At 68.5% G+C, this 21,966-nt stretch carries 20 protein-coding genes; 9 read left to right on the forward strand and 11 right to left on the reverse strand.

Annotated features, from left to right (window positions below; all coding sequences use genetic code 11):
- Positions 1 to 22 precede the first annotated feature (22 nt).
- Both ADBZ5N_RS04925 and ADBZ5N_RS04930 read left to right on the forward strand, forming a co-directional pair.
- Positions 23 to 1,477: a CCA tRNA nucleotidyltransferase gene (locus tag ADBZ5N_RS04925; RefSeq protein WP_526256367.1), complete on the forward strand. Its 1,455-nt coding sequence runs from the start codon at positions 23 to 25 to the stop codon at positions 1,475 to 1,477.
- 6 nt (positions 1,478 to 1,483) lie between these two features.
- Entirely contained in the window at positions 1,484 to 1,966 is a 483-nt protein-coding gene (locus tag ADBZ5N_RS04930; RefSeq protein WP_526256368.1) for a pullulanase, read from the forward strand.
- A 97-nt stretch (positions 1,967 to 2,063) separates the two neighbouring features.
- Here ADBZ5N_RS04930 and ADBZ5N_RS04935 read toward each other — a convergent pair whose 3' ends face one another.
- Positions 2,064 to 2,852, reverse strand: coding sequence for a TIGR03084 family metal-binding protein (locus ADBZ5N_RS04935; RefSeq protein ID WP_526256369.1), 789 nt, complete (start codon positions 2,850 to 2,852; stop codon positions 2,064 to 2,066).
- A 10-nt stretch (positions 2,853 to 2,862) separates the two neighbouring features.
- Positions 2,863 to 4,146: an MFS transporter gene (locus tag ADBZ5N_RS04940; protein ID WP_526256370.1), complete on the reverse strand. Its 1,284-nt coding sequence runs from the start codon at positions 4,144 to 4,146 to the stop codon at positions 2,863 to 2,865.
- 79 nt (positions 4,147 to 4,225) lie between these two features.
- Here ADBZ5N_RS04940 and ADBZ5N_RS04945 point away from each other — a divergent pair, with 79 nt between their 5' ends.
- Positions 4,226 to 4,831: a YqgE/AlgH family protein gene (locus tag ADBZ5N_RS04945; protein ID WP_526256371.1), complete on the forward strand. Its 606-nt coding sequence runs from the start codon at positions 4,226 to 4,228 to the stop codon at positions 4,829 to 4,831.
- On the opposite strand, the gene ADBZ5N_RS04950 is transcribed toward ADBZ5N_RS04945, so the two are convergent.
- Both ADBZ5N_RS04950 and ADBZ5N_RS04955 read right to left on the reverse strand, forming a co-directional pair.
- Entirely contained in the window at positions 4,828 to 5,181 is a 354-nt protein-coding gene (locus ADBZ5N_RS04950; RefSeq protein WP_526256372.1) for a hypothetical protein, read from the reverse strand. The two genes, ADBZ5N_RS04945 and ADBZ5N_RS04950, sit on opposite strands and share 4 nt — an antisense overlap.
- 30 nt (positions 5,182 to 5,211) lie before the next feature.
- A complete protein-coding gene (locus tag ADBZ5N_RS04955) occupies positions 5,212 to 6,282 on the reverse strand; it encodes an LpqN/LpqT family lipoprotein (protein ID WP_526256373.1) in 1,071 nt (356 codons plus the stop codon).
- A gap of 245 nt (positions 6,283 to 6,527) precedes the next feature.
- Between ADBZ5N_RS04955 and leuS the strand changes: the two genes are divergently transcribed.
- On the forward strand, positions 6,528 to 9,383 hold the full coding sequence (gene leuS / locus ADBZ5N_RS04960) for a leucine--tRNA ligase (protein ID WP_526256374.1): 2,856 nt from the start codon (positions 6,528 to 6,530) through the stop codon (positions 9,381 to 9,383).
- On the opposite strand, the gene ADBZ5N_RS04965 is transcribed toward leuS, so the two are convergent.
- Positions 9,380 to 10,054 carry an SDR family oxidoreductase gene (locus ADBZ5N_RS04965; RefSeq protein WP_526256375.1) on the reverse strand — a complete coding sequence of 225 codons (675 nt, stop codon included), beginning with the start codon at positions 10,052 to 10,054 and terminating at the stop codon, positions 9,380 to 9,382. The two genes, leuS and ADBZ5N_RS04965, sit on opposite strands and share 4 nt — an antisense overlap.
- Before the next feature lie 53 nt (positions 10,055 to 10,107).
- Here ADBZ5N_RS04965 and ggh point away from each other — a divergent pair, with 53 nt between their 5' ends.
- Positions 10,108 to 11,448, forward strand: a complete 1,341-nt coding sequence (gene ggh, locus ADBZ5N_RS04970; protein ID WP_526256376.1) for a glucosylglycerate hydrolase — start codon at positions 10,108 to 10,110, stop codon at positions 11,446 to 11,448.
- A gap of 7 nt (positions 11,449 to 11,455) precedes the next feature.
- On the opposite strand, the gene ADBZ5N_RS04975 is transcribed toward ggh, so the two are convergent.
- The 6 genes from ADBZ5N_RS04975 to ADBZ5N_RS05000 all read right to left on the reverse strand — a co-directional run bounded on the left by ADBZ5N_RS04975 (position 11,456) and on the right by ADBZ5N_RS05000 (position 16,477).
- Positions 11,456 to 11,908, reverse strand: coding sequence for a MarR family winged helix-turn-helix transcriptional regulator (locus ADBZ5N_RS04975; RefSeq protein WP_526256377.1), 453 nt, complete (start codon positions 11,906 to 11,908; stop codon positions 11,456 to 11,458).
- Positions 11,909 to 11,951: 43 nt separating this feature from the next.
- Positions 11,952 to 12,761, reverse strand: coding sequence for an LLM class F420-dependent oxidoreductase (locus ADBZ5N_RS04980; RefSeq protein ID WP_526256378.1), 810 nt, complete (start codon positions 12,759 to 12,761; stop codon positions 11,952 to 11,954).
- Positions 12,762 to 12,766: 5 nt separating this feature from the next.
- The gene (locus ADBZ5N_RS04985) at positions 12,767 to 13,630 is read right to left on the reverse strand and encodes an Rv0045c family esterase (RefSeq protein ID WP_526256379.1); all 864 of its coding nucleotides are present in this window, start codon (positions 13,628 to 13,630) and stop codon (positions 12,767 to 12,769) included.
- Positions 13,631 to 13,725: 95 nt separating this feature from the next.
- Positions 13,726 to 14,823, reverse strand: coding sequence for an inositol-3-phosphate synthase (locus ADBZ5N_RS04990; protein WP_526256380.1), 1,098 nt, complete (start codon positions 14,821 to 14,823; stop codon positions 13,726 to 13,728).
- 48 nt (positions 14,824 to 14,871) lie between these two features.
- Positions 14,872 to 15,417: a PadR family transcriptional regulator gene (locus ADBZ5N_RS04995; protein WP_526256385.1), complete on the reverse strand. Its 546-nt coding sequence runs from the start codon at positions 15,415 to 15,417 to the stop codon at positions 14,872 to 14,874.
- Between the two features lie 214 nt (positions 15,418 to 15,631).
- A complete protein-coding gene (locus ADBZ5N_RS05000) occupies positions 15,632 to 16,477 on the reverse strand; it encodes a DUF1707 domain-containing protein (RefSeq protein WP_526256381.1) in 846 nt (281 codons plus the stop codon).
- Between the two features lie 70 nt (positions 16,478 to 16,547).
- Here ADBZ5N_RS05000 and ADBZ5N_RS05005 point away from each other — a divergent pair, with 70 nt between their 5' ends.
- The 4 genes from ADBZ5N_RS05005 to ADBZ5N_RS05020 all read left to right on the forward strand — a co-directional run.
- Positions 16,548 to 16,976: a DUF5318 family protein gene (locus tag ADBZ5N_RS05005; protein WP_526256382.1), complete on the forward strand. Its 429-nt coding sequence runs from the start codon at positions 16,548 to 16,550 to the stop codon at positions 16,974 to 16,976.
- 496 nt (positions 16,977 to 17,472) lie between these two features.
- Positions 17,473 to 19,839 (forward strand): transglycosylase domain-containing protein, encoded by a 2,367-nt coding sequence (locus tag ADBZ5N_RS05010; protein ID WP_526256383.1) that lies wholly within the window; start codon positions 17,473 to 17,475, stop codon positions 19,837 to 19,839.
- Between the two features lie 17 nt (positions 19,840 to 19,856).
- Complete coding sequence (locus tag ADBZ5N_RS05015) at positions 19,857 to 21,521, forward strand: glycosyltransferase family 87 protein (protein WP_526256386.1); 1,665 nt, start codon at positions 19,857 to 19,859, stop codon at positions 21,519 to 21,521.
- On the forward strand, positions 21,490 to 21,966 hold a 477-nt coding region (locus ADBZ5N_RS05020; protein ID WP_526256384.1), incomplete at its 3' end, for a DJ-1/PfpI family protein. The genes ADBZ5N_RS05015 and ADBZ5N_RS05020, both read left to right, overlap by 32 nt.

Genomic DNA, 21,966 nt, shown 5'->3' on the forward strand with positions numbered 1-21,966 from the left:
CGGAGCACTAGGCTCGTTGGACGTGCCCGAAGCCACCGACGACGCCGAGCTGCTGACCCGCGCCGCCGTCGAACTCAACCGGCACGGCCATGTGCTCCGTGAGATCGGTGGCCGGTTCGCCCTCGCCGGCCGTGATCTGTACCTCGTCGGAGGCAGCGTGCGCGACGCGGTGCTGGGACGGTTGACCACGGATCTGGACTTCACTACCGACGCGCGGCCCGACGAAGTGCAACACATCGTCCGGCCGTGGGCCGATGCGATGTGGGACACCGGCATCGACTTCGGCACCGTCGGGGCGGGCAGGTCCGGCCACCGGCTGGAGATCACCACGTTCCGGGCCGATAGCTACGACCAGGTGTCCCGCAACCCCGAGGTGCGTTTCGGGAATCGGCTCGAGGACGACCTGGTCCGCCGGGACTTCACCGCCAATGCGATGGCCGTGCGGATCACCGCGGACGGGCCGGGGGAGTTCTGCGATCCGCTCGGCGGGCTGGCCGCGGTGCGCCGCCGCATCCTCGACACCCCGGCCGCCCCGGAGGTGTCCTTCGGTGACGATCCGCTGCGCATGCTGCGCGCCGCCCGGTTCGTCTCCCAGTTGGAATTCGGGGTGGCCGAGCGGGTCCGGGAGGCCATCGTCGCGATGGCGCCGCAACTGTCCCGGATCACTGTCGAACGGGTGGCCGCGGAGTTGGACAAGATGCTGCTCGGTGCCGACCCGGTGGCCGGCATCGACCTGATGGTGCAGACCGGCCTCGGTGAGGTGGTGCTGCCCGAGGTTGGCGCGATGCGGATGGCCATCGACGAGCACCATCAGCACAAGGACGTCTACCAGCACTCGCTGACCGTGCTGCGGCAGGCGATCGCGTTGGAGGAGCAGTCTGAGCTGCCGGATCTGGTCTTGCGCTGGGCGGCCCTGCTGCACGACATCGGCAAGCCCGGCACCCGCCGCCACGAGCCCGACGGCGGGGTGAGCTTCCACCACCACGAGGTCGTCGGCGCCAAGATGGTCCGCAAGCGGATGCGGGCGCTGAAGTACTCCAAGCAGATGGTCGACGACGTATCCGCGCTGGTGTACCTGCATCTGCGGTTCCACGGATATGGGGACGGCCGGTGGACCGACTCGGCGGTGCGCCGCTACGTCACCGACGCCGGCCCACTGCTGCCCAGGCTGCACAAGCTGGTCCGCGCCGACTGCACCACCCGCAACAAACGCCGGGCGGCCCGGTTGCAGGCCAACTACGACGGCCTCGAGGCCCGCATCGCCGAGTTGGAGGCCAAGGAGGACCTGGCGCGGGTGCGCCCTGACCTGGACGGCAACGAGATCATGGCGATCCTCGGCATCCCGGCCGGGCCGCAGGTCGGCGAGGCCTGGAAGTACCTCAAGGAGTTGCGGCTGGACCGCGGCCCACTCTCGCCGGAGGAGGCCCGCGCCGAATTGCTCGCATGGTGGAACGCCAAGGGTGGCGGCACCGTCTGATCCGGTATGGACTACTGCCTGGATGCCGGTGACGGAACCGCTTCGATCTGGACGGGTCCGGCCGGACTCGATCTCGACGGTGACGGCCTGTTCGACGACCTGATGGGCGACGACGACGGCGACGGCGTGGGCGATTACGCCGCCCTGGACCTCGACGACGACGGCGAACCCGAAGCCCGCTACACCGACGACGGCACCGGAACCTGGGCGTTGGGGCCAGGCACTACGCCGCCGCCGCCGCTGCGCTGGTTCACCCTCGACGGTGCTGCCGAGCACAGCGGCCCCGTCGGCGACGTCGACGGCGACGGCACGGCTGAGGAGTTCGCCGACGTCAACCGGGACGGCCAGGCCGACCGGGCGATATCTGTGGATGCGACGACCGGCCGAGCGACAACAGGCTATGTGGACACCGACGGCGACGGGCGCTGGGACACCACCCTGGTGGACTCCGACGGGGACGGGTCGGCCGACCGGGCCGGTGTTCTCTAGCCACAGGTGCGCCCGGCGCATCGACTCTGCGTCCAGATCGCGTTTTCCGCCGAATTCACGCTCTCACCGCAGAATCGATGACCATCGGGCCCCGCGTTCAGCGCCCCGGGCCGGGCGGGCCGGCGAAGGCCTGCGCGATGGCCAGCCACTTCTCGGCCTCAGGCCCGTGGGCGATCACGTCCAGATCCGCGGGTGGCCGCCGCTGGGTGACCAGCGCGCAGAAGTCCAGCGCCGAGCCGGTCACCGTCTGGGCGGCACCCACGGGGCCCCACGCCCACAGCGCACCGTCGGGTGCGGTCAACTCCACCCGGAACGGCTCGGCGGGCGGGGTCAGGCCGTGCACGCTGAAGGCGAAGTCCCGAGTCCGCACGCCCAGGTGCGCAATGGATTTCAGGCGCGCGGTCGGTGCCACCGTCACCCCGAGGGCGTCGGCGACATCCAGGCCGTGCGCCCAGGTCTCCATCAACCGGGCGGTGGCCATCGACGGCGCGCTCATCGGCGGGCCGAACCACATCAGCTTGCGGCCCTCGGGAACCGCGCGCAGCGCCGCATGCAACCGGGCGCGGGTGCGGCGCCAGTCGGCGAGCAGACGCTCGGGTCCCATGGTGGCCGCGAACTCCTCGGCGGCATCGTCGACGAACGTCAGCATCCGGGGCTGCGCGCCGGCCACGAGGTCGGCGAAGGCCGCCTCGTCGGTGATCGACAGCAACGCCACCTGGTCGGTCCACAGCAGGTGCCCGATCTGGTGAGCGATGGTCCACCGCGGGGCCGGAGTCGGCCGCGCCCATTCCGCGGCAGGCAGACCGTCGACCAGTGCGTCGAGGGCGTCGCTCTCCGCGCGCAGGTCGGCGACCAGGGACTCGACGATGCCGGTGTCAGGGGACATACGGCACAGCCTAAGTCGCGCGCCGACCCAGCCGGGCGTGCACAGCAAGGCCTCCGAGGTAGACCAACGACCCAGCCATCGCCAGCGCCGCCGAGCGGCCGTCGGGCGGGATCACCGCCGCGGCGGCGGTCACCGCGATGATGAACGACATCCAGAACAGCGCGTCCTGGACGGCGAAGACGTGGCCGCGCAACGCGTCGTCGACGTCGATCTGCATGGCGCTGTCTGCGCAGAGTTTGACCATCTGCCCGGCCAGACCCAAAAAGAAGCCGCACGCCACCATCACCCGCAGATCCAAGGTGGCCGCGGCGAGTTGAACCACCGCGGCGAAAACCAGCGCCATGTTCGCCGTCCGGTAGCGGCCCCACCGCCGCACCGCCGGCGGGTTGACGACGTTGGCCAGGAAAGCGCCGATACCGGTGGCCGCCACGAACACCACCACGGTGCCTAGCCCGCCGAAGCCGGTTACCCCGGTCTGCCGAACGATCACCAGCACCAGCAGCGAGTTGATCCCGAACACCATCCGGTGGGCGGCCAGCCCGGACAGTGTCGCCGCCACCGACGGGTTGGCGCGCACCGCACGCAGGCCGTAAGTCCAGCCGGTGGCCACCGCGTATAGCGGCGAGCCGTGCACCGCGGTGCGGTCCGGGCCGAGCACATGCGGGGCGAATCGCAGCGCCAGCAGCAACGCGACCGCCACCGGGATCGCCACCAGCACGATCACGGTGGCGGCGGCGGCATCGTCGTCGCCGGCCAGCCAGCGCGGCAGCAGCATGAAGTTCGCACCGAGGAAGGCGGCGGTGGCACCGGAGGCCGTGGCCACGGCGTTCATCGTGACGATCTGATCCCGCGGAACCACATCCGGCAGGGCGGCGCTCAAACCGGAGGTGACGAAGCGGCTGAAGCCGTTGACCATCAGGGCACCACCCAGCACGAACAAGTCCCGCGCACCGACGGCCAGCAGCGCGGCCACCCCGAGGACGGCGAACACCCGCGCGGCGTTGGCCACGATCAGCACCAGCCGCCGATCCCACCGGTCCAGCAGCGCCCCGGCAAACGGGCCGAGCACCGAATACGGCAGGAACAGCACCGCGAACGCCCCGGCAACCGCCCATGGGTCGGCGGCCCGTTCCGGGTTGAACAGCAGACCCCCGGCCAGCCCCGCCTGAAACAGTCCGTCGCCGAACTGGCTTGCGGCCCGCAGTTTCAACAGCCGCCAGAAGTCGGGCAGGCTCCGCACGGATCGCCACAGGGTTGTTCTCGACGATGAGCCGGAACCGCGGGCGTCCACCACCTGAGTCACAGTACAAATCGACCCACCCGCCGATCGCGACGGACCTGTTCGGCCCGCTCGACCATGCCATGATGGAGAGATGGCGCAGTCGGAGGAACCCGAGGACTTCCTCGCGCCTGCAGCGAATCGGGTGCGGGCCGGGTCGCTGCTGCTCGCCAATATCGATCTGTTCGAGCCGACGTTCCGGCGCAGCGTCATCTACGTCGTCGAGCACAACGACGGCGGCACCTTGGGGGTGGTGCTGAACCGGCCCAGCGAGACCGCCGTCTACAACGTCTTGCCGCAGTGGACCGATCTGGTGGCAAAGCCGAAGACGATGTTCATCGGCGGACCGGTCAAACGCGATGCAGCGCTGTGCCTGGGCATCCTGCGGGTGGGCGCCGACCCGGACGGCGTCGAGGGTTTGCGACACGTCGCCGGCCGCATCGTCATGGTGGATCTCGACGCCGATCCGGAGATCATCGGCGCGACGGTCGAGGCGGTGCGGATCTTCGCCGGGTACTCGGGGTGGACCATCGGCCAACTCGAGGGTGAAATTGAGCGTGACGACTGGATCGTGCTGTCCGCTTTGCCTTCTGACGTGCTGGTCCAACCGCGGGTGGACCTCTGGTCGCGGGTGCTGCGGCGCCAGCCGCTACCGATCTCGATGCTGGCGACCCACCCCGTCGACCTCAGCCGCAACTAGCCCGTACCGCACACTTTGGCGCAGCCGCCGCAGCCCTCCGCCGAGCCACAGCCACCGGCGCCGGCTTGCCGGCGTTCGACGTAGCGGGCGCCCTGCCAGGATCCGACGGCGAGGGTTGCCACCGCCCCGATGATCCCGACGATCAGCGCGATCAGGCCGATCCGGTGCGGCGCGGTGAGTGCGACGACCCCGGCGGCGGCAAACATCACCCCGGCGGCGAGTTGGGTGGGTGCTACCGCCCGCATCACCACGCCGGTCAGATCGACCGGCGCCGGCCGCCGCAGCGTCCACAGGCCGGTGCCGCCGATCAGCGCGGCCAGACACAGACAGATGACAGCGCCGACAACCATCAGCTCACAATACGAGCCGGACGCGCCCCGCTACGGAGCGGGCACCGAGGCGGTCACCGCGGTGGCCGGGTCGACCGGCGGCGGGGGAACCGCAGCCGAAACCGGCGGTGTGCCCGGTGCTGTCAGAGGCGGTGCGGCAGGAGCCGGTGCCGCCGGCGCGGGTGCCGCTGGATCCGGGGCCGGGGCCGCTGGGGCCGGGGCTGGGGCTCCCGGGGCTGGGGCTGCCGGGGCTGGGGCTGCCGGCGCGGGTGCCGCCGGGGGTTTGGCGGCCGGATCGGTCACCCGGAACCCGTTGATGATGCCGTCCGTGGCCGGTGCGGCGGCCACCGCCTGGTTGGCGGCGGTGGTCACCGACAGTGACAGCAGGTACCGGTCAGCCCCCGACGTGGCGATGACGTAGCGCCGCGAGGTGTTGAGCACCAGGTCGTTGTCGCGGTAGGTCCCGGTGATGATCGACGACGGGAAGCCGCCGAATTCGGCCATCGACGCCGACGTCGACTGCCAGTTCCGCAGCTTCTGGCTGTCGACGAAGCCGTGGCTGATGGCCTCCCGGGTGTCGAATTCTCCCACCAGTTTGTACACCAGCAACTGGGCGTTGGACGTGTGGAGGCCGTCACCGCCCTTCCGGTCGGCGATCACCCCGAAGGCATCCGGGACGTTCGGATCGGGCACAACGCTCCAGCCCGAAGGCATCGGAAGCACGATGTTCAGCGCGGTGAAACCGGCTGCTCTCTGCGGCTCCATCGCCACACCTTTGTCCTTGAAGAACTCTGCGATGGTGCCGGATGTTGCGGGCTCGATGGGCGGGGTGGCCGGCGAAGCGACCGCCGTCGGCGCCGGGGTGGACGCCGCGGGTGCTGGTGCGACCGCAGTCGTCGGAGCAACAGGTGCTGCCGCAGGGGCAGCTGCCGCGGCGGCGGCCGGCGTCGCCGCCGCCGGAGTGACGGTGACCGTCTGAGTCACCGTGACGGGGGCAGGCGCCGGCGGCGCAGGCAGGATCGGCTCAGCCGAGGCGCTCGCACCGGTGAACCCTATGACTGCCGCTGATCCGGCGGCCGCACCACCAAGCACCACCCGCCAGGTACGGGCTTTCGTATTCATCGTCATTGTCCTTGTTCGATTGGTTGGGCGGCCGCCGGTTCAGGCGCGCGCAGCCCACTTCCGCCCCGACTGTAAACAGCGGTTCGCGGCCTCCAACAGCGCTGGAACCGACCTGGAACCAACCCCTGACCGGGCTGCGATCCAACCGATACCGAGCTGTTGCCGACACGCATTGACGGTCCGCCACCGCCTGCTCGCTGCGCTCCGCATCGTCGTCGAACTGGCGCACCGATACCCTGTCTGTCGTGACCGAATCGGCGAGGACCACCGCGGACGGCACCGACGTCCCGCAGTACCGATACACCGCCGAGTTGGCGGGCCGCATCGAGCGGGACTGGCAGGACAACTGGCAGCGGTGGGGAACGTTCAACGTGCCCAACCCGGTGGGTTCCCTGGCGCCCGCCGACGGTAGCGCCGTACCCGCCGACAAGATGTTCGTCCAGGATATGTTCCCTTACCCCTCCGGTGAGGGCCTGCACGTCGGTCACCCATTGGGCTATATCGCCACCGACGTCTACGCCCGGTACTTCCGGATGACCGGCCGCAATGTGTTGCACGCCTTGGGTTTCGACTCATTCGGCCTGCCCGCTGAGCAGTACGCGGTGCAGACCGGCACTCACCCGCGGACCCGGACCGAGGCGAACATCGGCAACTTCCGTCGGCAGTTGGGCCGGCTCGGGCTCGGCCACGACCAGCGCCGCAGCTTCTCGACCACCGATGTCGACTTCTACACCTGGACCCAGTGGATATTCCTGCAGATTTACAACGCCTGGTTTGACCCACAGCAGAACAAAGCCCGGCCGATCAGTGAGCTGATCGCAGAATTCGACAGCGGAGCAAGGCAAGTCGGCGACGGCCAAGCCTGGTCGGAGCTGACGAGGGCCCAGCGCGCCCAGGTCGTCGATTCCTCCCGGTTGGTGTACCGGGCCGACTCGTTGGTCAACTGGTGTCCCGGGTTGGGCACCGTGCTGGCCAACGAGGAGGTCACCGCCGACGGCCGCAGCGAGCGCGGCAACTTCCCGGTGTTCCGTAAGCGCCTGCGGCAGTGGATGATGCGCATCACCGCTTACGCCGACCGGTTGCTCGAGGACCTCGACGTGCTGGACTGGCCGGACAAGGTCAAGACCATGCAGCGAAACTGGATCGGCCGATCCACCGGCGCAGCAGCCCTGTTCGCCGTCGGCGAGGCTGATGTCGAGGTGTTCACCACCCGGCCCGACACCCTGTTCGGGGCGACGTATCTGGTGCTGGCGCCTGAACACGAACTCGTCGACCGGGTGGTCGCGGCGAACTGGCCGGACGGGGTGGACCCGCGCTGGACCGGCGGCGTGGCCACCCCGGTCGATGCGGTGGCGGCCTACCGCAAGACAATCGCCGCCAAGTCCGACCTGGAGCGTCAGGAGAACAAAGCCAAGACCGGTGTCTTCCTGGGCAGCTACGCGGCCAATCCGGCGAACGGCCAACAGATTCCGGTGTTCATCGCCGACTATGTGCTGCTGGGCTACGGCACCGGTGCGATCATGGCGGTGCCCGGTCACGATCAGCGGGACTGGGAGTTCGCCGCCGAGTTCGGCCTGCCGATCATCGAAGTCATTGCCGGCGGCGATGTTTCGCAGGAGGCCTACACCGGTGCCGGAACCCTGGTGAACTCCGGACCGCTCGACGGCTTGAGTGTGCAGGAGGCCAAGGAGGCGATGACCGCCCGCTTGGAGGAGGCGGGTCGCGGCCGCGCCCGCGTGGAATACAAGTTGCGCGATTGGCTGTTCGCGCGCCAACGGTATTGGGGTGAGCCGTTTCCCATCGTTTACGACGCCGATGGCTGCGCCCATCCGCTGCCGGACTCCATGCTGCCGGTGGAACTGCCCGACATCGAGGACTACTCCCCGGTGCTGTTCGATCCGGACAGCCCCGACAGCGAGCCGTCGCCGCCGCTGAACAAGGCAGGAGACTGGGTGCACGTCGAGTTGGACCTCGGCGACGGTTTGCAGACCTTCACCCGCGACACCAACGTGATGCCGCAGTGGGCCGGCAGTTCCTGGTATGAGTTGCGCTACGCCGACCCGCACAACAACAGGCAGTTCTGCGCCATCGAGAACGAGGCGTACTGGATGGGCCCCCGGCCTGCCGAGCACGGGCCGGAGGACCCCGGCGGGGTTGATCTGTATGTGGGCGGAGTCGAACACGCAGTGCTGCACCTGCTGTATTCCCGGTTCTGGCACAAGGTTTTACACGACCTGGGGTACGTGACATCGCGGGAGCCGTACCGGCGGCTGGTCAATCAGGGCTACATTCAGGCGTTCGCCTACACCGACTCCCGCGGGGCCTACGTGCCGGCCGCCGAGGTGATCGAGCGTGACGGCACGTTCGTCCTACCCGGGCCCGACGGTGAGATCGAGGTGTTCCAGGAGTTCGGCAAGATCGGCAAGAGCCTGAAGAACTCCATCTCGCCCGACGAGATCTGCGACTCCTACGGGGCGGACACGCTGCGGGTCTATGAGATGTCCATGGGTCCGCTGGAGGCGTCGCGGCCCTGGGCCACCAAGGATGTCGTCGGCGCGCACCGGTTTCTGCAGCGGGTGTGGCGTCTGGTGGTCGACGAGAACACCGGCGCCAGTAGGGTTTCCGAGGACACCCTGGATGATGAGACGGTGCGGGTTCTGCACCGCACCATCGCCGGTGTGCGCGACGACTACACCAACCTGCGCAACAACACCGCCGCGGCGAAACTGATCGAGTACACCAACCACCTCACCAAGGTCGGCGTCACCGCCCGGTCGGCGCTGGAACCGCTGGTGCTGATGGTCGCTCCGTTGGCCCCGCACCTGGCCGAGGAACTGTGGCGCCGACTCGGGCATGACGGTTCACTGGCGCACGGGCCGTTCCCGCAGGCCGAGGAGCGCTACCTGGCGGCCGATACCGTCGAGTATCCGGTGCAGGTCAACGGGAAGGTGCGCGGGCACGTCACCGTCGCCGCCGACGCCGGCAAGGACGATCTTGAGCAGGCCGCCCTGGCCGATGAGAAGGTGCAGGCCTTTCTGGCCGGGGCCACACCCAAGAAGGTGATCGTCGTTCCGGGTCGGCTGGTCAACGTCGTCATCTAGCGCGGCCCGCGGGGGCGGATCACCACCTCGTGGGTGTGCGCATCAGGCGGGGTGGCCACCACCTGGGCGACGACGCGGGCCACCGTCTGCGGGGTGAGGAATCTGGCCGGGTCGTAATCCCCGCCCTCATAGGCCACCAGATCGCGCTGCATCTCGGTGTCCACCCGGCCGGGGTGAATGCTGGTCACCCGTAACCGGGGCTCGTCGACCCGCAACGAGTCGGCGAAGGCACGTAGCGCGAACTTGCTGGCCGAGTAGGACGCCAGCCCGGGGGAGGGGTTCAGGCCCGAACCCGAATTGATGAACACCACCTGCCCACGGGTCGCGCGCAGCACGGGCAGCAACGCCAGGGTCAGGGCCACCGCGCCGGTCACGTTGACCTCGAAGGTGGCCTGCCACTGCTCGGGCGTGGACTCGCCCACCCGGCCCGGATAGGCCACCCCGGCGTTGTGCACGAGCACGTCGAGTTCAGCCAGAACCTCAGCGGCGGCGGCGATTTCGTCGAAGTGGACGAGGTCCAGCGGCCAGGTGGTGGCGCCGAACCGGTTGGCGACGGCATCAAGGCGGGGTGATGGCCGCCCGGCCAGCAACAGTGTGTGAGTCGGTGCCAATGCCTCGGCGATCGCGGCGCCGATGCCTCCGCTGGCCCCGGTGATCAGAGCGGTGGGCATTACGTCACCGTACCGACCTGCGCCGCACGCATCACACCCCGCACAATGAACCCGTGTCCTTCGACGGCGGCTTCTCACCGACCCAACTCGCTGCCCGCGCCGCATACCTGCTGCGGGGCAACGACCTGGGGTCGATGACCTCAGCTGCCCCCCGGCTGTATCCGCACATGTGGAGTTGGGACGCGGCGTTCGTGGCGATGGGCTTGGCGGCGCTGAGCGTGGAACGGGCCGCCGTCGAACTGGACACCCTGCTCTCGGCGCAGTGGTCCAACGGGATGATTCCGCACATCGTTTTCGCTGACGGCGTCGACGGCTATTTCCCCGGCCCCGACCGGTGGGAGTGCCGGAAACTGGCCGCAGCGGCCCCGGCCGGCCGGCAGACCTCCGGCATCACCCAACCGCCGGTGCACGCCATCGCCGTGCAACGCATCCTGGAGCGGGCCCGCAGCCGTGGCCGGTCGACACGGGCGGTGGCCGAGGAATTCCTGGACCGACGCTGGGACGATCTGGTGCGCTGGCACCGCTGGCTGGCCGAGGCCCGCGACCCCAACCAGCACGGCAGGATCACGCTATACCACGGCTGGGAGTCCGGGATGGACAACTCGCCCCGGTGGGATACGGCCTACGCCAACGTCATTGCCGGACAGGTGCCCAGCTACACGCGCGCCGACAAACACGTCATCACCGATCCCAGCCAACGACCCTCCGACGGCGAGTACGACCGGTACCTGTGGCTGCTGGAAGAGATGAAGTCAGTCGGTTACGACGACGACCGCCTACCCACCACCATGAGCTTCGCGGTGGAGGATGTGTTCGTCTCCGCGATCTTCTCGGTCGCCTGCGAAGTCCTCGCGACCATCGGTGAGGACTGTAACCGGCCCAACGCGGACGTCCGTGAACTCTATGGCTGGGCCAACCGATTCCGCGCGGGTGTGGCGGAGACCGCCGACCACCGCAACGGCGCGGCAAGGGACTACGACCTGCGAGCCCGAACCTGGATCAGGACCGAGACTGTCGCGCAGTTCGCACCACTACTATGCGGCGGGTTGGCCCACCAGCAAGAGCGTGCTCTGCTGAAACTCTTTGAGGGCCCCAGGTTTTGCGGCCATCCCGACCTGCGCTACGCGCTCGTCCCGTCCACCTCCCCGGTGTCTAAGGACTTCCGGCCCCGGGAGTACTGGCGCGGCCCGGTGTGGCCGGTGCTGAACTGGCTGTTCTCCTGGGGCTTCGCCCGGCGTGGGTGGTCGGAACGCTCACTGACGTTGCGCCGGGAAGGTCTGCGGCAGGTCAGCGACGGCGCCTTCGGCGAGTACTACGAGCCGTTCACCGGGGAACCGCTGGGCAGCATGCAGCAGTCGTGGACCGCCGCCGCGGTGCTGGACTGGCTTGGTTAGCCGGTCATCAGTCCTCGGTATCGGTAAGCCGCTCAAGAGGTTTGAGAGCGCGGACGAGGTCGGCGCATTCGTCGTCGGACAGCCGGCTCAACAACCCCGCCAGGTGGGTGCGGCGCGCCTCCAACGCCTCCTGGTACTGCACCTGCCCCTGCGGCGTCACCTCGACCAGGACCGCCCGCATGTCGGAGGGATCCCGGGAGCGCTTGACCAGACCGACTTTCTCCAACCGCCGGATCGCCACCGTGGTCGTCGGGGTGCGCACCCGTTCCCGCGTGGCCAGTTCTGTCATCCGGATCGGCCCGCTGTCGAGCAGTGTCAGCAGAATGGAGATCTGCGCCATCGTCAGATCCGGTTGTGTCGCCCGGTGGGGGTCACCCCGGCGCATCACCGTGACCAGTTTGGCGAGCACCCGCTGCAGGTCGCCGGCCAGGGTGACGACCTGCGACTGGCTCTCGGACATGGTTTGCCAGTCTAACTGCCCGTCTGTCCCGCGGGGCCACTCCTTACCCCGCAGCGCTGCGGCTGTCCCGCCACCGCACCAGCGCCTGAGCCGGTCCCAGGTCGTAGTCAGGCCCGTCACAGCCCACCGTCAGCAGGGTGACCCCGAGGCCGGCCAGTGCCTCGGCGTTGGCCACCACCGCCTCGGCGTCGCGGCCCTCCACCCCGGAGGACCGCTCGACGGTGGCCGGGTCGCGTCCGACCGCGGCGCAATGCCCGTCGAGGACGGCCCCCTTGTGCGGGTAGGTGTCGGCGTTGGTGAAGCCGTGCCAGATGTCGGCGTGCTGGGCGACCAGGCGCAGCGTCTTCTTCTCGCCGCCGCCGCCGATCAGGATCGGGATCCGGCGGGTGGGGGCCGGGTTGAGCTTGGCCAGCCGCGCCTCGATGCGCGGCAGTGCCACCGCGAGGTCATCCAACCGGCTGCCGGCCGTGCCGAACTCGTAGCCGTACTCGTTGTAGTCCTTCTGCATCCACCCCGATCCGATGCCCAGGATCAGCCGCCCCTCAGAGATGTGGTCGACGGTGCGGGCCATGTCGGCCAGCAGTTCGGGGTTGCGGTAGGAGTTGCAGCTGACCAGCGCGCCGATCTCGATGCGGGAGGTCTGCTCGGCCCAGGCGCCCAGCATCGTCCAGCACTCGAAGTGGGCGCCGTCGGGGTCGCCGTAGAGCGGGTAGAAGTGGTCCCAGTTGAACGCCACGTCGACGCCGATGTCCTCACAGCGGCGCACCGCGTCGCGGATGTAGCCGTAGTGGCTGGAGTGCTGGGGCTGCAGTTGAACGCCGATGCGGATGGGGAAGTTTTCAGGGATGGCCATGGGTGTTAGTCAAGCACTGCCCGCAGGATTTCCACCAGCGCCCGCGGTTGATCACCCTGCACCGAGTGCCCGGCGTCCGCAACCACGATCACCTGTTGGAATCCCGGTGCGCTCCGGGCGAATTCGGCGGCATCGTCGTCGTTGACGAAAAACGACTTGGCCCCGCGTACCAGGGTGGTCGGGGTGCGCAGCGCGGGCACGTCCGCCCAGAGCCCTTCGAAGCCGTCGCCTTTGCGGAAGGTGTCGTAGCGCCAGGTCCAGGTGCCGTCGTCGAGCTGTTTGGCGTTGTGAAAAACCCCGCGTTGCAACGACTCCCGAGAGCGCTGCGGTGAGGCGGCCACCGCGGCGTCGACCATCGCCTCGAAGCTGGGAAAGCTGCGGTCGCCCTGCACCAATGCCACCGCGCCCAACTGCGCCTTGGTCATCTGTTCGTGGCGCTCGGGTGCCGACGGGGTGACGTCGATCATGACGAGTCGGGGCACCAGATGCCCGGCGGTCACCGCAAGCCGCATCGCGGTCAGCCCGCCCAGCGACATGCCCACCACCAGATCGGCATTCGGCGCCAGATCGCCGACGATCGGTTCGACGGCGTCCGCGTTGAGCGCCGGCCCGTAATCGCCGTCCTCCCGCCAGTCCGAGCGGCCGTGGCCGGGCAGGTCGATCGCCAGCGCGGGCAGGCCCAGTCCCAGGATCACGGTGTCCCAGGTGTGGGCGTTCTGGCCGCCGCCGTGCAGGAACACCACCCTCGGGTCGCTGGTACCCCACCGCAGCGCGCTGATCGGGCCCTGCTGCACCCGCGCCACCGGCGGCAGCGGCCCGCCCACCCCGGCCTGCGCGGCGTTCTCGGGAAGGTAGGCGAACTCGTCCACACCTCCAGTTAACGCGAAAGTGCGCCCAGATCGACTCTTCCGACAGAAATTCGATCTGGACGCACTCTCGATGGGGAGTTACCCCTCAACCGCGGTTAACCCGCAATGAACTCCTCAAGCTGCTCCCGCGCAACGTCGTCGGCAAGTTGCACCGGCGGGCTCTTCATCAGGTAGGCCGACGCGGGGATGATCGGGCCGCCGATACCGCGGTCCTTGGCGATCTTGGCCGCGCGCACCGCGTCGATGATGATGCCGGCCGAGTTCGGCGAGTCCCACACCTCGAGCTTGTACTCCAGGTTCAGCGGCACGTCACCGAAGGCGCGGCCCTCCAGGCGCACGTAGGCCCACTTGCGGTCATCGAGCCAGGCGACGTGATCCGACGGGCCGATGTGGACGTTCTTGTCCTCGACCTTTCCGGCCAGCGAACCGGTCAGGTTGGAGGTGACGGCCTGGGTCTTGGACACCTTCTTGGACTCCAGGCGCTCACGCTCAAGCATGTTCTTGAAGTCCATGTTGCCGCCGACGTTGAGCTGATAGGTGCGGTCCAGGGTGACGCCGCGGTCCTCGAACAGCTTGGCCATCACGCGGTGGGTGATGGTGGCGCCGACCTGACTCTTGATGTCGTCGCCCACGATCGGGACACCGGCATCCTCGAACTTCTTGGCCCACACCGGATCCGAGGCGATGAACACCGGCAGCGCGTTGACGAACGCCACGCCGGCGTCGATGGCGCACTGGGCGTAGAACTTGTCGGCCTCCTCCGAGCCCACCGGAAGGTAGGACACCATGACGTCGACCTTGTTGTCCTTGAGGACCTTGACCACGTCGACCGGCTTCTCGTCGGAGAGGTCGATGGTGTCGGCGTAGTACTTGCCGATGCCGTCGAGCGTCGGCCCGCGCTGCACCACCACATTGGTGGGTGGCACGTCGGCGATCTTGATGGTGTTGTTCTCGGAGGCGAAGATCGCCTCGGAGAGGTCGAAGCCCACCTTCTTGGCGTCCACGTCGAACGCGGCGACGAATTTCACGTCGCGCACGTGGTACTGGCCGAAGGTGACGTGCATCAGGCCGGGGACGTTCGCGTTGGGGTCGGCGTCCTGGTAGTACTGGACGCCCTGAACCAGCGAGGACGCGCAGTTGCCGACGCCGACGATGGCGACGCGCACATCGTTCGTCGCGTTGTGCTCACTCATGGCGTTACCTTTCCTGTACTTCCGGGTTGTACTTCGTTTGGTTGTTGGTCAGACTTGATCGGAGCGGCCCTGTGCCACCCGCTCTGCGGCGATGAGTTCGTTGAGCCATTTGACTTCCCGCTCGCTGGACTCCAAACCCAGCTGGTGAAGCTGCCGGGTGTAGCGGTCCAGAGAACTGCTGGCCCGCGAGATCGCCTGGCGGAGCCCCTCGCGGCGCTCCTCCACCTGGCGGCGGCGGCCCTCCAGAATCCGCATCCGGGCTTCCGCCGGAGTGCGGTTGAAGAAGGCCAGGTGCACCCCGAAGCCGTCGTCGGTGTAGTTCTGCGGGCCGGTGTCGGCAACCAGTTCGGCGAACCGCTGCCGGCCCTTGTCGGTGAGTTGGTAGACCCGCCGGGCCCGGCGCAACACGGTGGTGCCCTCCGGGGCGGCGTCCTCGGCGATCAGTCCGTCGGCCTGCATCCGGCGCAGGGCGGGGTACAGCGAGCCGTAGGAGAAGGCGCGGAACGCGCCGAGCAGCCCGGTCAGTCTCTTGCGCAACTCGTAACCGTGCATCGGGGACTCGAGTAGAAGCCCCAGAACAGCCAGTTCCAACATCGAGTCACCTCCTTTGCATTCACCGTTACGGCGGACCGACACGTAGCCCAATAGTATCGGACCGATATATTCCGCGCCAAAACGGCTGCTCACGAGCGCCCAGTGTGCAGCCGATGCATGGATTTCACCCCGGGGAACTGCATAGTCCGCACAGCCGGCGACCCAGGGTTAGTTGAGCTCAGGGTTAGTTGAGAGCTCAGGGTTAGTTGAGAGCTCAGGGGTAGCTGATCCGCTTGATCGAACCGTCCGGGTTCAGCGCGATGTACCCGCTGCCGAAGTCGCTGGAGACGTACACCGAGATCTCCAGGCCGGCCGGTGTGCCGGGATCCCCGCTCGGATCCAGCGTCAGGTACGTACTCGTCACATCTGCCGGCTTGATGTTCAGCGTCACCGCCGCCCCACGAAGCACCCCGACGATCGTCGCGGTGTCGAATTTCGCCAGGTCGACAGCGACGGCTTCGCGGTCCTTCGCCCCAGTCGAGGGATCGTCCCACCCGCCCCGGTAGGTGTAGCTCAGCGTGCGCCGGTCATCGGCCCGGTCACTACGGACCAGCACCGCGTAGTCGGGGTAAATCACCATCCGGTAGCCCGCGGTGTCGCCGAACCTCGTCCGCATCTGCTCGAACAAACCGTTCAGGCCGCCCAGCGAATGCAGTTGGCGCGGCGGGGTCAACACGACCGGGGCCACACCGTCAGGTTGGGCGCCGGGGTCCGGAGCGCGGCCGAACGGGGACCCCCCGCCGCCGGAGAAGCCCCAGCCTATCCCGACACCCAGCAGCACCAGTGCGCCTGCGGCGGCCAGCCCTAAACCCCAGCGTGCCGGTGAGCCGGCCATCGGGGTTCGCAGGGTCGGCAGTTGCACGGGGGCATTTCTGGTCTGTAGGTCGCTGACCAGAGCGCGCAGTTCGCCCAGCGTCGCGGCATTGGTCGCGGCTTTCACCCGCTCCCCGTGCTCGGCCATCGACAGCTGACCTTCCGCCAGCGCGGTGTCGAGGATCTGGCAGGTGTCGGTGCGATCGCTGTCCTTGGCCCGCGTACGGGCTGTCTGAGCTGTCGCCACGGATTTGATCGTAAGGATTATGAGGTCGGTCGCGTAACGGCGCGCAAGCCGCCGACGTACTCTGGTCTCCGTGCGATTACAGCGACAGGTGGTGGACTACGCGCTTCGGCGGCGGTCGCTGCTGGCTGAGGTCTACTCGGGTCGCACCGGCGTCACGGAGGTCTGCGACGCCAACCCGTACTTGTTGCGTGCCGCGAAGTTCCACGGCAAGCCGAGTTCGGTGATGTGCCCCATTTGCCGCAAGGAGCAGTTGACCCTGGTGTCCTGGGTGTTCGGCGACCATCTGGGCGCCGTCTCCGGGTCGGCCCGCACTGCCGAGGAGCTGGTTCTGCTGGCGACTCGGTTCACCGAATTCGCCGTACACGTCGTGGAGGTGTGCCGGACTTGCAGTTGGAATCATCTGGTCAAGTCATATGTGCTCGGAGCGCCCCGCCCCGCCAAGGGCACGCCCGGCACCCGGTCTGCGCGCCGTTCGGGCGCGCGTACGGCCAGTGAATAGCAGCGAGGGTCAAGACCGGACTGCCGCCGCCAAGCCCACACCGGCTGACGGTGAGTCCGGCGCGCGGCACCGTGCCGAGGACCGCCAGCCCGCGGCACCGCGCAGGCGGCCCACCCCGCCCGACGACAGGGTCACGGCGATCCTGCCGCCGGTGACGGCTGGGTCCCCGGCATCCGACCTGCGCGATCCGATCGAACAGGTGGTGGCCGCGCTCGGCAGCGGTCCGAAAACCGCCGGCCTGCCCCGGAAGGCGGTGTCCTCGCCAGCCCCGGTGTCCCCGGCTCCCCCGGCTTCCCCGCCTGCCCCGGTGTCCTCGCCAGCCCCGGCTTCCTCGCCTGCCCCGGTGTCCTCGCCAGCCCCGGCTTCCCCGCCTGCCCCGGCATCCGTAGTGTCTGCGCGTCCCCCGGCGCCCCCTGTGCCGCCCGCGCCCTCTGTACCGCCCGTGCCTCCTGTGCGGCCCGTGCCCCCGAAACGGGCAGAGACACCCTCAAAGCCTGTGCCTGTCCCGGGACCGCCACCCGCGCGGCCGGAAACGCCCCCTCCGCCGCCTCCGCCGCCGAATTACCCCGGCGGCCGCGGCGACGGTGAGCCTGACCCCGAGGGTGAAGACGGCAAGCTCCGCCGGCGACGGTTCCTACCCGCGTGGAGTGTGCGGCGCTGGTTTGCCGCGGCGGCAGCGGTGTTCGTCGTCCTGCCACTGCTGACGTTCGGCCTGGCCTACCTGATCGTCGATGTCCCCAAACCCGGTGACATCCGCACCAACCAGGTCTCCACGATCCTGGCCAGCGATGGCTCCGAGTTGGCGAAAATCGTTCCGCCTGACGGCAACCGGGTCGACGTCGACATCAACCAGGTCCCCGTCCAGGTCCGTAACGCGGTAATGGCGGCCGAGGACCGCGACTTCTACAGCAATCCCGGTTTCTCGATCTCTGGGTTCGCCCGCGCGTTGCACAACAACCTGTTCGGCAACGACATTCAGGGTGGTTCGACGATCACCCAGCAGTATGTCAAGAACGCCCTCGTCGGCGACCAGCGCACCGGCCTTGGCGGTCTCATCCGCAAGGCTAAGGAACTGGTGATCTCCACCAAGATGTCCCAGTCGTGGTCCAAAGACGAAGTGCTGCAGTCGTATCTGAACATCATCTACTTCGGCCGCAGCGCCTACGGCATCTCGGCGGCGTCGCAGGCCTACTTCAACAAGCCGGTCGAGGACCTCACCGTCTCCGAGGGGGCCCTGCTCGCCGCGATCATTCAGCGACCGTCGACGCTGGATCCGGCGGTGGATCTCGAGGGTGCGACGGACCGGTGGAACTGGGTGCTCGACGGCATGGTGACCATCGGTGCGCTGTCCCCAGAGGAACGCGCGCGGCAGGTATTCCCGCAGACCGTCTCGCCCGATGACGCCAAAACCGCGAACCTCACCACCGGCCCCAACGGCCTGATCCAGCGGCAGGTGGTGAAGGAACTGCTGGATTTGTTCAACATCGACCAGCAGACACTCAACACCCAGGGTCTGCAGATCACCACGACCATCGACCCGGTCGCCCAGAACGCCGCCGTGGAGGCCGCCAAGACCTATCTCGACGGCCAGATCCCCGAAATGCGGACCGCGATCGTGTCCATCGACCCGCGCACCGGCGGGGTGAAGGCGTACTTCGGCGGCACCGACGCAGCCGGTTTCGACTTCGCCCAGGCCGGCCTGCCCACTGGGTCCTCGTTCAAGGTGTTCGCCCTCGTCGCCGCCCTCGAGCAGGGCATGGGACTGGGATATCAGGTGGACAGCTCGCCCTACAAGGTCGACGAGAAGCTGACCATCACCAACTCCGAGGGCCTCAGTTGTGGGACCTGCAATATCGCCGAGGCACTCAAACAGTCGCTGAACACCAGCTACTACCGGCTGATGCTCAAGCTGAAGGACGGCCCGGGCGACGTGGCCGACGCAGCCCACCGGGCCGGTATCGCCGAGAGCATCCCCGGCTTCGCACACACCCTGTCCGAGGACGGGCAGGGCGGTCCGGCAGCCCCCGGTGTGGTGCTCGGCAAATACGAATCCCGGGTCATCGACATGGCCTCGGCGTACGCCACCCTGGCTGACTCCGGTATCTACCGCAGCCCGCACTTCGTGGAGAAGGTCGTCAACGCCCGCGGCGAGGTGCTCTTCGACGCGGCCGCCGAGGAGAACAACGGAGAGCGGCGTATCGAGGCGGCGGTGGCCGACAACGTCACTGCGGCCATGCAGCCGATCCCCGGTTGGTCCAACGGGCACAACCTGGCCGGCGGTCGGGCGTCGGCGGGCAAGACGGGCACCCACCAGTTGGGTGACACCGGAGCCAACCGCGACGCCTGGTTCGTCGGCTACACCCCGCAGCTGTCGACCGCGGTCTGGGTGGGCACGGTTAAGGGCGACATCCCGCTGGTGAACAGTTGGGGCGGCCCGGTGTACGGCTCGGGCATCCCGGCCGACATCTGGAAGGCCACCATGGACGGGGCGCTGCAGAACAGCGACTTCGAGTCCTTCCCGACCCCCGGCGAGGTCGGCGGCTACGCCGGGGTACCCGTGATGGCCCCCCCGCCGGTGGTCAGCCAGCCGCAGCCGGTCTATACGCAGGCCCCGGCGCCGCGGAACCCGGGTGTGGAGGTGCTGCCGGGGATCACCATTCCGATCCCGCAGCCGCCGCCCCCGCCGCCTCCGCCGCCGCCACCGGGCCAGCCGTTCCCGCCGCCGCCACCGGGGCAGCCGTTCCCGCCGCCGCCCCCGCCGCCGCCGCCGTTCCCGCCGCCCCCACCCCCGCCGGGGCCGCCGCCTGCACCCGTCCCGCCCCCACCGGGTGCGCCGCCGCCGGGACCGCCGCCGCCTCCGTGACGTGGCCGGGTGGTTCCCTGACCGCCGAGCAGGCGGACTGGCCACGTTCGACGGTGTCACCGCAACCGCTCGCTGAGGACCTCCGCAGCGCCGACGACCGCGACATGCCCAGCCGCACCGATCCGCTAGGCGCGGCGCTGTCCGGCGCCATCGGGGGACCGGTCGGCCGCCATGCGCTCATCGGCCGCACCCGCGTGCTGACGCCGGTTCGGGTGATGTTCCTCATCGCGCTGGTGTTCCTGGCCCTGGGCTGGTCCACCAAAGCGCCGTGCCTGCAGACCATCGGTACCGGAGCCCCCGACCAGCGGGTGGCCAACTGGGACAACCAGCGCGCCTACTACGAGTTGTGCTACTCCGACACCGTGCCGCTCTATGGCGCAGAGTTGTTGAGCCAGGGCAAGTTTCCGTACAAGTCGAGTTGGCTGGAACTGGACGCCCAGGGCAAGCCGCGGCAGCAGTACGACGGCAGCACCGCGGTGCGTTACATGGAGTATCCGGTGCTGACCGGGATGTACCAGTACGTGTCGATGTCGTTGGCCAAGACCTACACCGTGGTGGCCAAGGCGACCAAGCTACCGGTGCTCAACGGGGTGGCCGAGGTGGTGATGTTCTTCAACATCGCCGCGTTCGGACTTGGGCTGGCCTGGCTGGGGACGGTGTGGGCGACGGCGATGCTGGCCGGCCGTCGGGTGTGGGACGCCGCGCTGGTGGCCGCCTCGCCGATCCTCATCTTCCAGATCTTCACCAACTTCGACGCCCTGGCAACATTTTTGGCGATCGGTGGCCTGCTGGCCTGGGCGCGACGCCGACCCGCGCTGGCCGGGGTTTTGATCGGACTCGGGGTGGCCGCCAAGCTCTATCCGGCGCTTTTCCTGCTGCCCCTGCTGGTGCTGGGGGTGCGGAGCGGGCGGCTGGCCGCGGCGTTGCGGACCACGGTTCTCGCCGCCATCACCTGGTTGGGAATCAACCTGCCTGTGATGCTGCTTTATCCCCGCGGCTGGTCAGAGTTCTTCCGGCTCAACACCCGCCGGACCCAGGACATGGATTCGCTGTTCAACGTCGTCCGTTCGTTCACCGGATGGCGGGGCTTGGACCCCGACATCGGTTTCTGGCAGCCGCCGGTGGTCCTCAATGCCGTCGTCGCGGTCATGTTCGGGTTGTGCTGCGCGGCAATCGCTTACATCGCTCTGACCGCCCCTCAGCGCCCCAGGGTGGCGCAACTGGCCTTCTTGGTGGTGGCGGCCTTCCTCCTGGTCAACAAGGTGTGGAGTCCGCAGTTTTCGCTGTGGCTGGTCCCGCTGGCGGTGCTGGCGCTGCCGCACCGCCGCGTGCTCCTGGCCTGGATGACCGTGGACGCGCTGGTGTGGATACCGCGAATGTTCTATCTCTACGGTGAGCAGAACAAGGGCCTGCCCGAGCAGTGGTTCACTGCCACGGTGCTGATCCGGGATCTCGCGGTGATCGGACTGGTGGTACTGGTCATCCGCCAGATCTACCGGCCCGCCGAGGATTTGGTGCGTCTGGGCGGGCGCATCGACGACCCCTCCGGCGGCGTCTTCGACCGCGCAGCCGACGCCTTCCCGCCGCGGTGGCCGCGGCGGCTGCAGGCGGCAGCGAAGTCGCATGTCACGCACGCCGAGGAGGTGTCAGATGCAGGTCGCGATCGCCCTGTTCCCGCGTAACACCGCGCTGGATTCCATCGGTCCCTACGAAGTGCTGCAACGGGTTCCGTGCATCGACGTTGTATTCGTGGGCAGGCGCCGCGGTGAGGTACGCACCGACAACGGCATGCTCGGCCTGATGTGCGACGCCACCTTCGAGGAGGTGACCCGGCCCGATGTGCTGCTCGTCCCAGGCGGGGTGGGCACCCGGTCGCTGCTGCGCGACGAGGCGATGCTCGACTGGGTGCGGCAGGTGCACCGCCAGACCCGTTACACCACCTCGGTGTGCACCGGCAGTCTGGTGCTGGCCGCCGCCGGACTTCTGGACGGTCTGACCGCGACCACGCACTGGGCCACGCAGGACATCCTCGGCTCGCTGGGCGCGGTGTACACCCCGCAACGGGTCGTCGAGCATCTGCCGCGGCGCATCATCACCGCCGCCGGGGTGTCCAGCGGCATCGACATG

The organism is Mycobacterium sp., from assembly GCF_044370595.1.
GTDB lineage: Bacteria > Actinomycetota > Actinomycetes > Mycobacteriales > Mycobacteriaceae > Mycobacterium.

Excerpts from the sequence above, each read along its gene's own strand:
- ADBZ5N_RS04930 (WP_526256368.1), top strand. The coding sequence starts at position 1,484 with ATGGACTACTGCCTGGATGCCGGTGACGGAACCGCTTCGATCTGGACG.
- ADBZ5N_RS04935 (WP_526256369.1), bottom strand. The coding sequence starts at position 2,852 with ATGTCCCCTGACACCGGCATCGTCGAGTCCCTGGTCGCCGACCTGCGC.
- ADBZ5N_RS04945 (WP_526256371.1), top strand. The coding sequence starts at position 4,226 with ATGGCGCAGTCGGAGGAACCCGAGGACTTCCTCGCGCCTGCAGCGAAT.
- ADBZ5N_RS04950 (WP_526256372.1), bottom strand. The coding sequence starts at position 5,181 with ATGGTTGTCGGCGCTGTCATCTGTCTGTGTCTGGCCGCGCTGATCGGC.
- ADBZ5N_RS04955 (WP_526256373.1), bottom strand. The coding sequence starts at position 6,282 with ATGAATACGAAAGCCCGTACCTGGCGGGTGGTGCTTGGTGGTGCGGCC.
- ADBZ5N_RS04965 (WP_526256375.1), bottom strand. The coding sequence starts at position 10,054 with ATGCCCACCGCTCTGATCACCGGGGCCAGCGGAGGCATCGGCGCCGCG.
- ADBZ5N_RS04975 (WP_526256377.1), bottom strand. The coding sequence starts at position 11,908 with ATGTCCGAGAGCCAGTCGCAGGTCGTCACCCTGGCCGGCGACCTGCAG.
- ADBZ5N_RS04980 (WP_526256378.1), bottom strand. The coding sequence starts at position 12,761 with ATGGCCATCCCTGAAAACTTCCCCATCCGCATCGGCGTTCAACTGCAG.
- ADBZ5N_RS04990 (WP_526256380.1), bottom strand. The coding sequence starts at position 14,823 with ATGAGTGAGCACAACGCGACGAACGATGTGCGCGTCGCCATCGTCGGC.
- ADBZ5N_RS04995 (WP_526256385.1), bottom strand. The coding sequence starts at position 15,417 with ATGTTGGAACTGGCTGTTCTGGGGCTTCTACTCGAGTCCCCGATGCAC.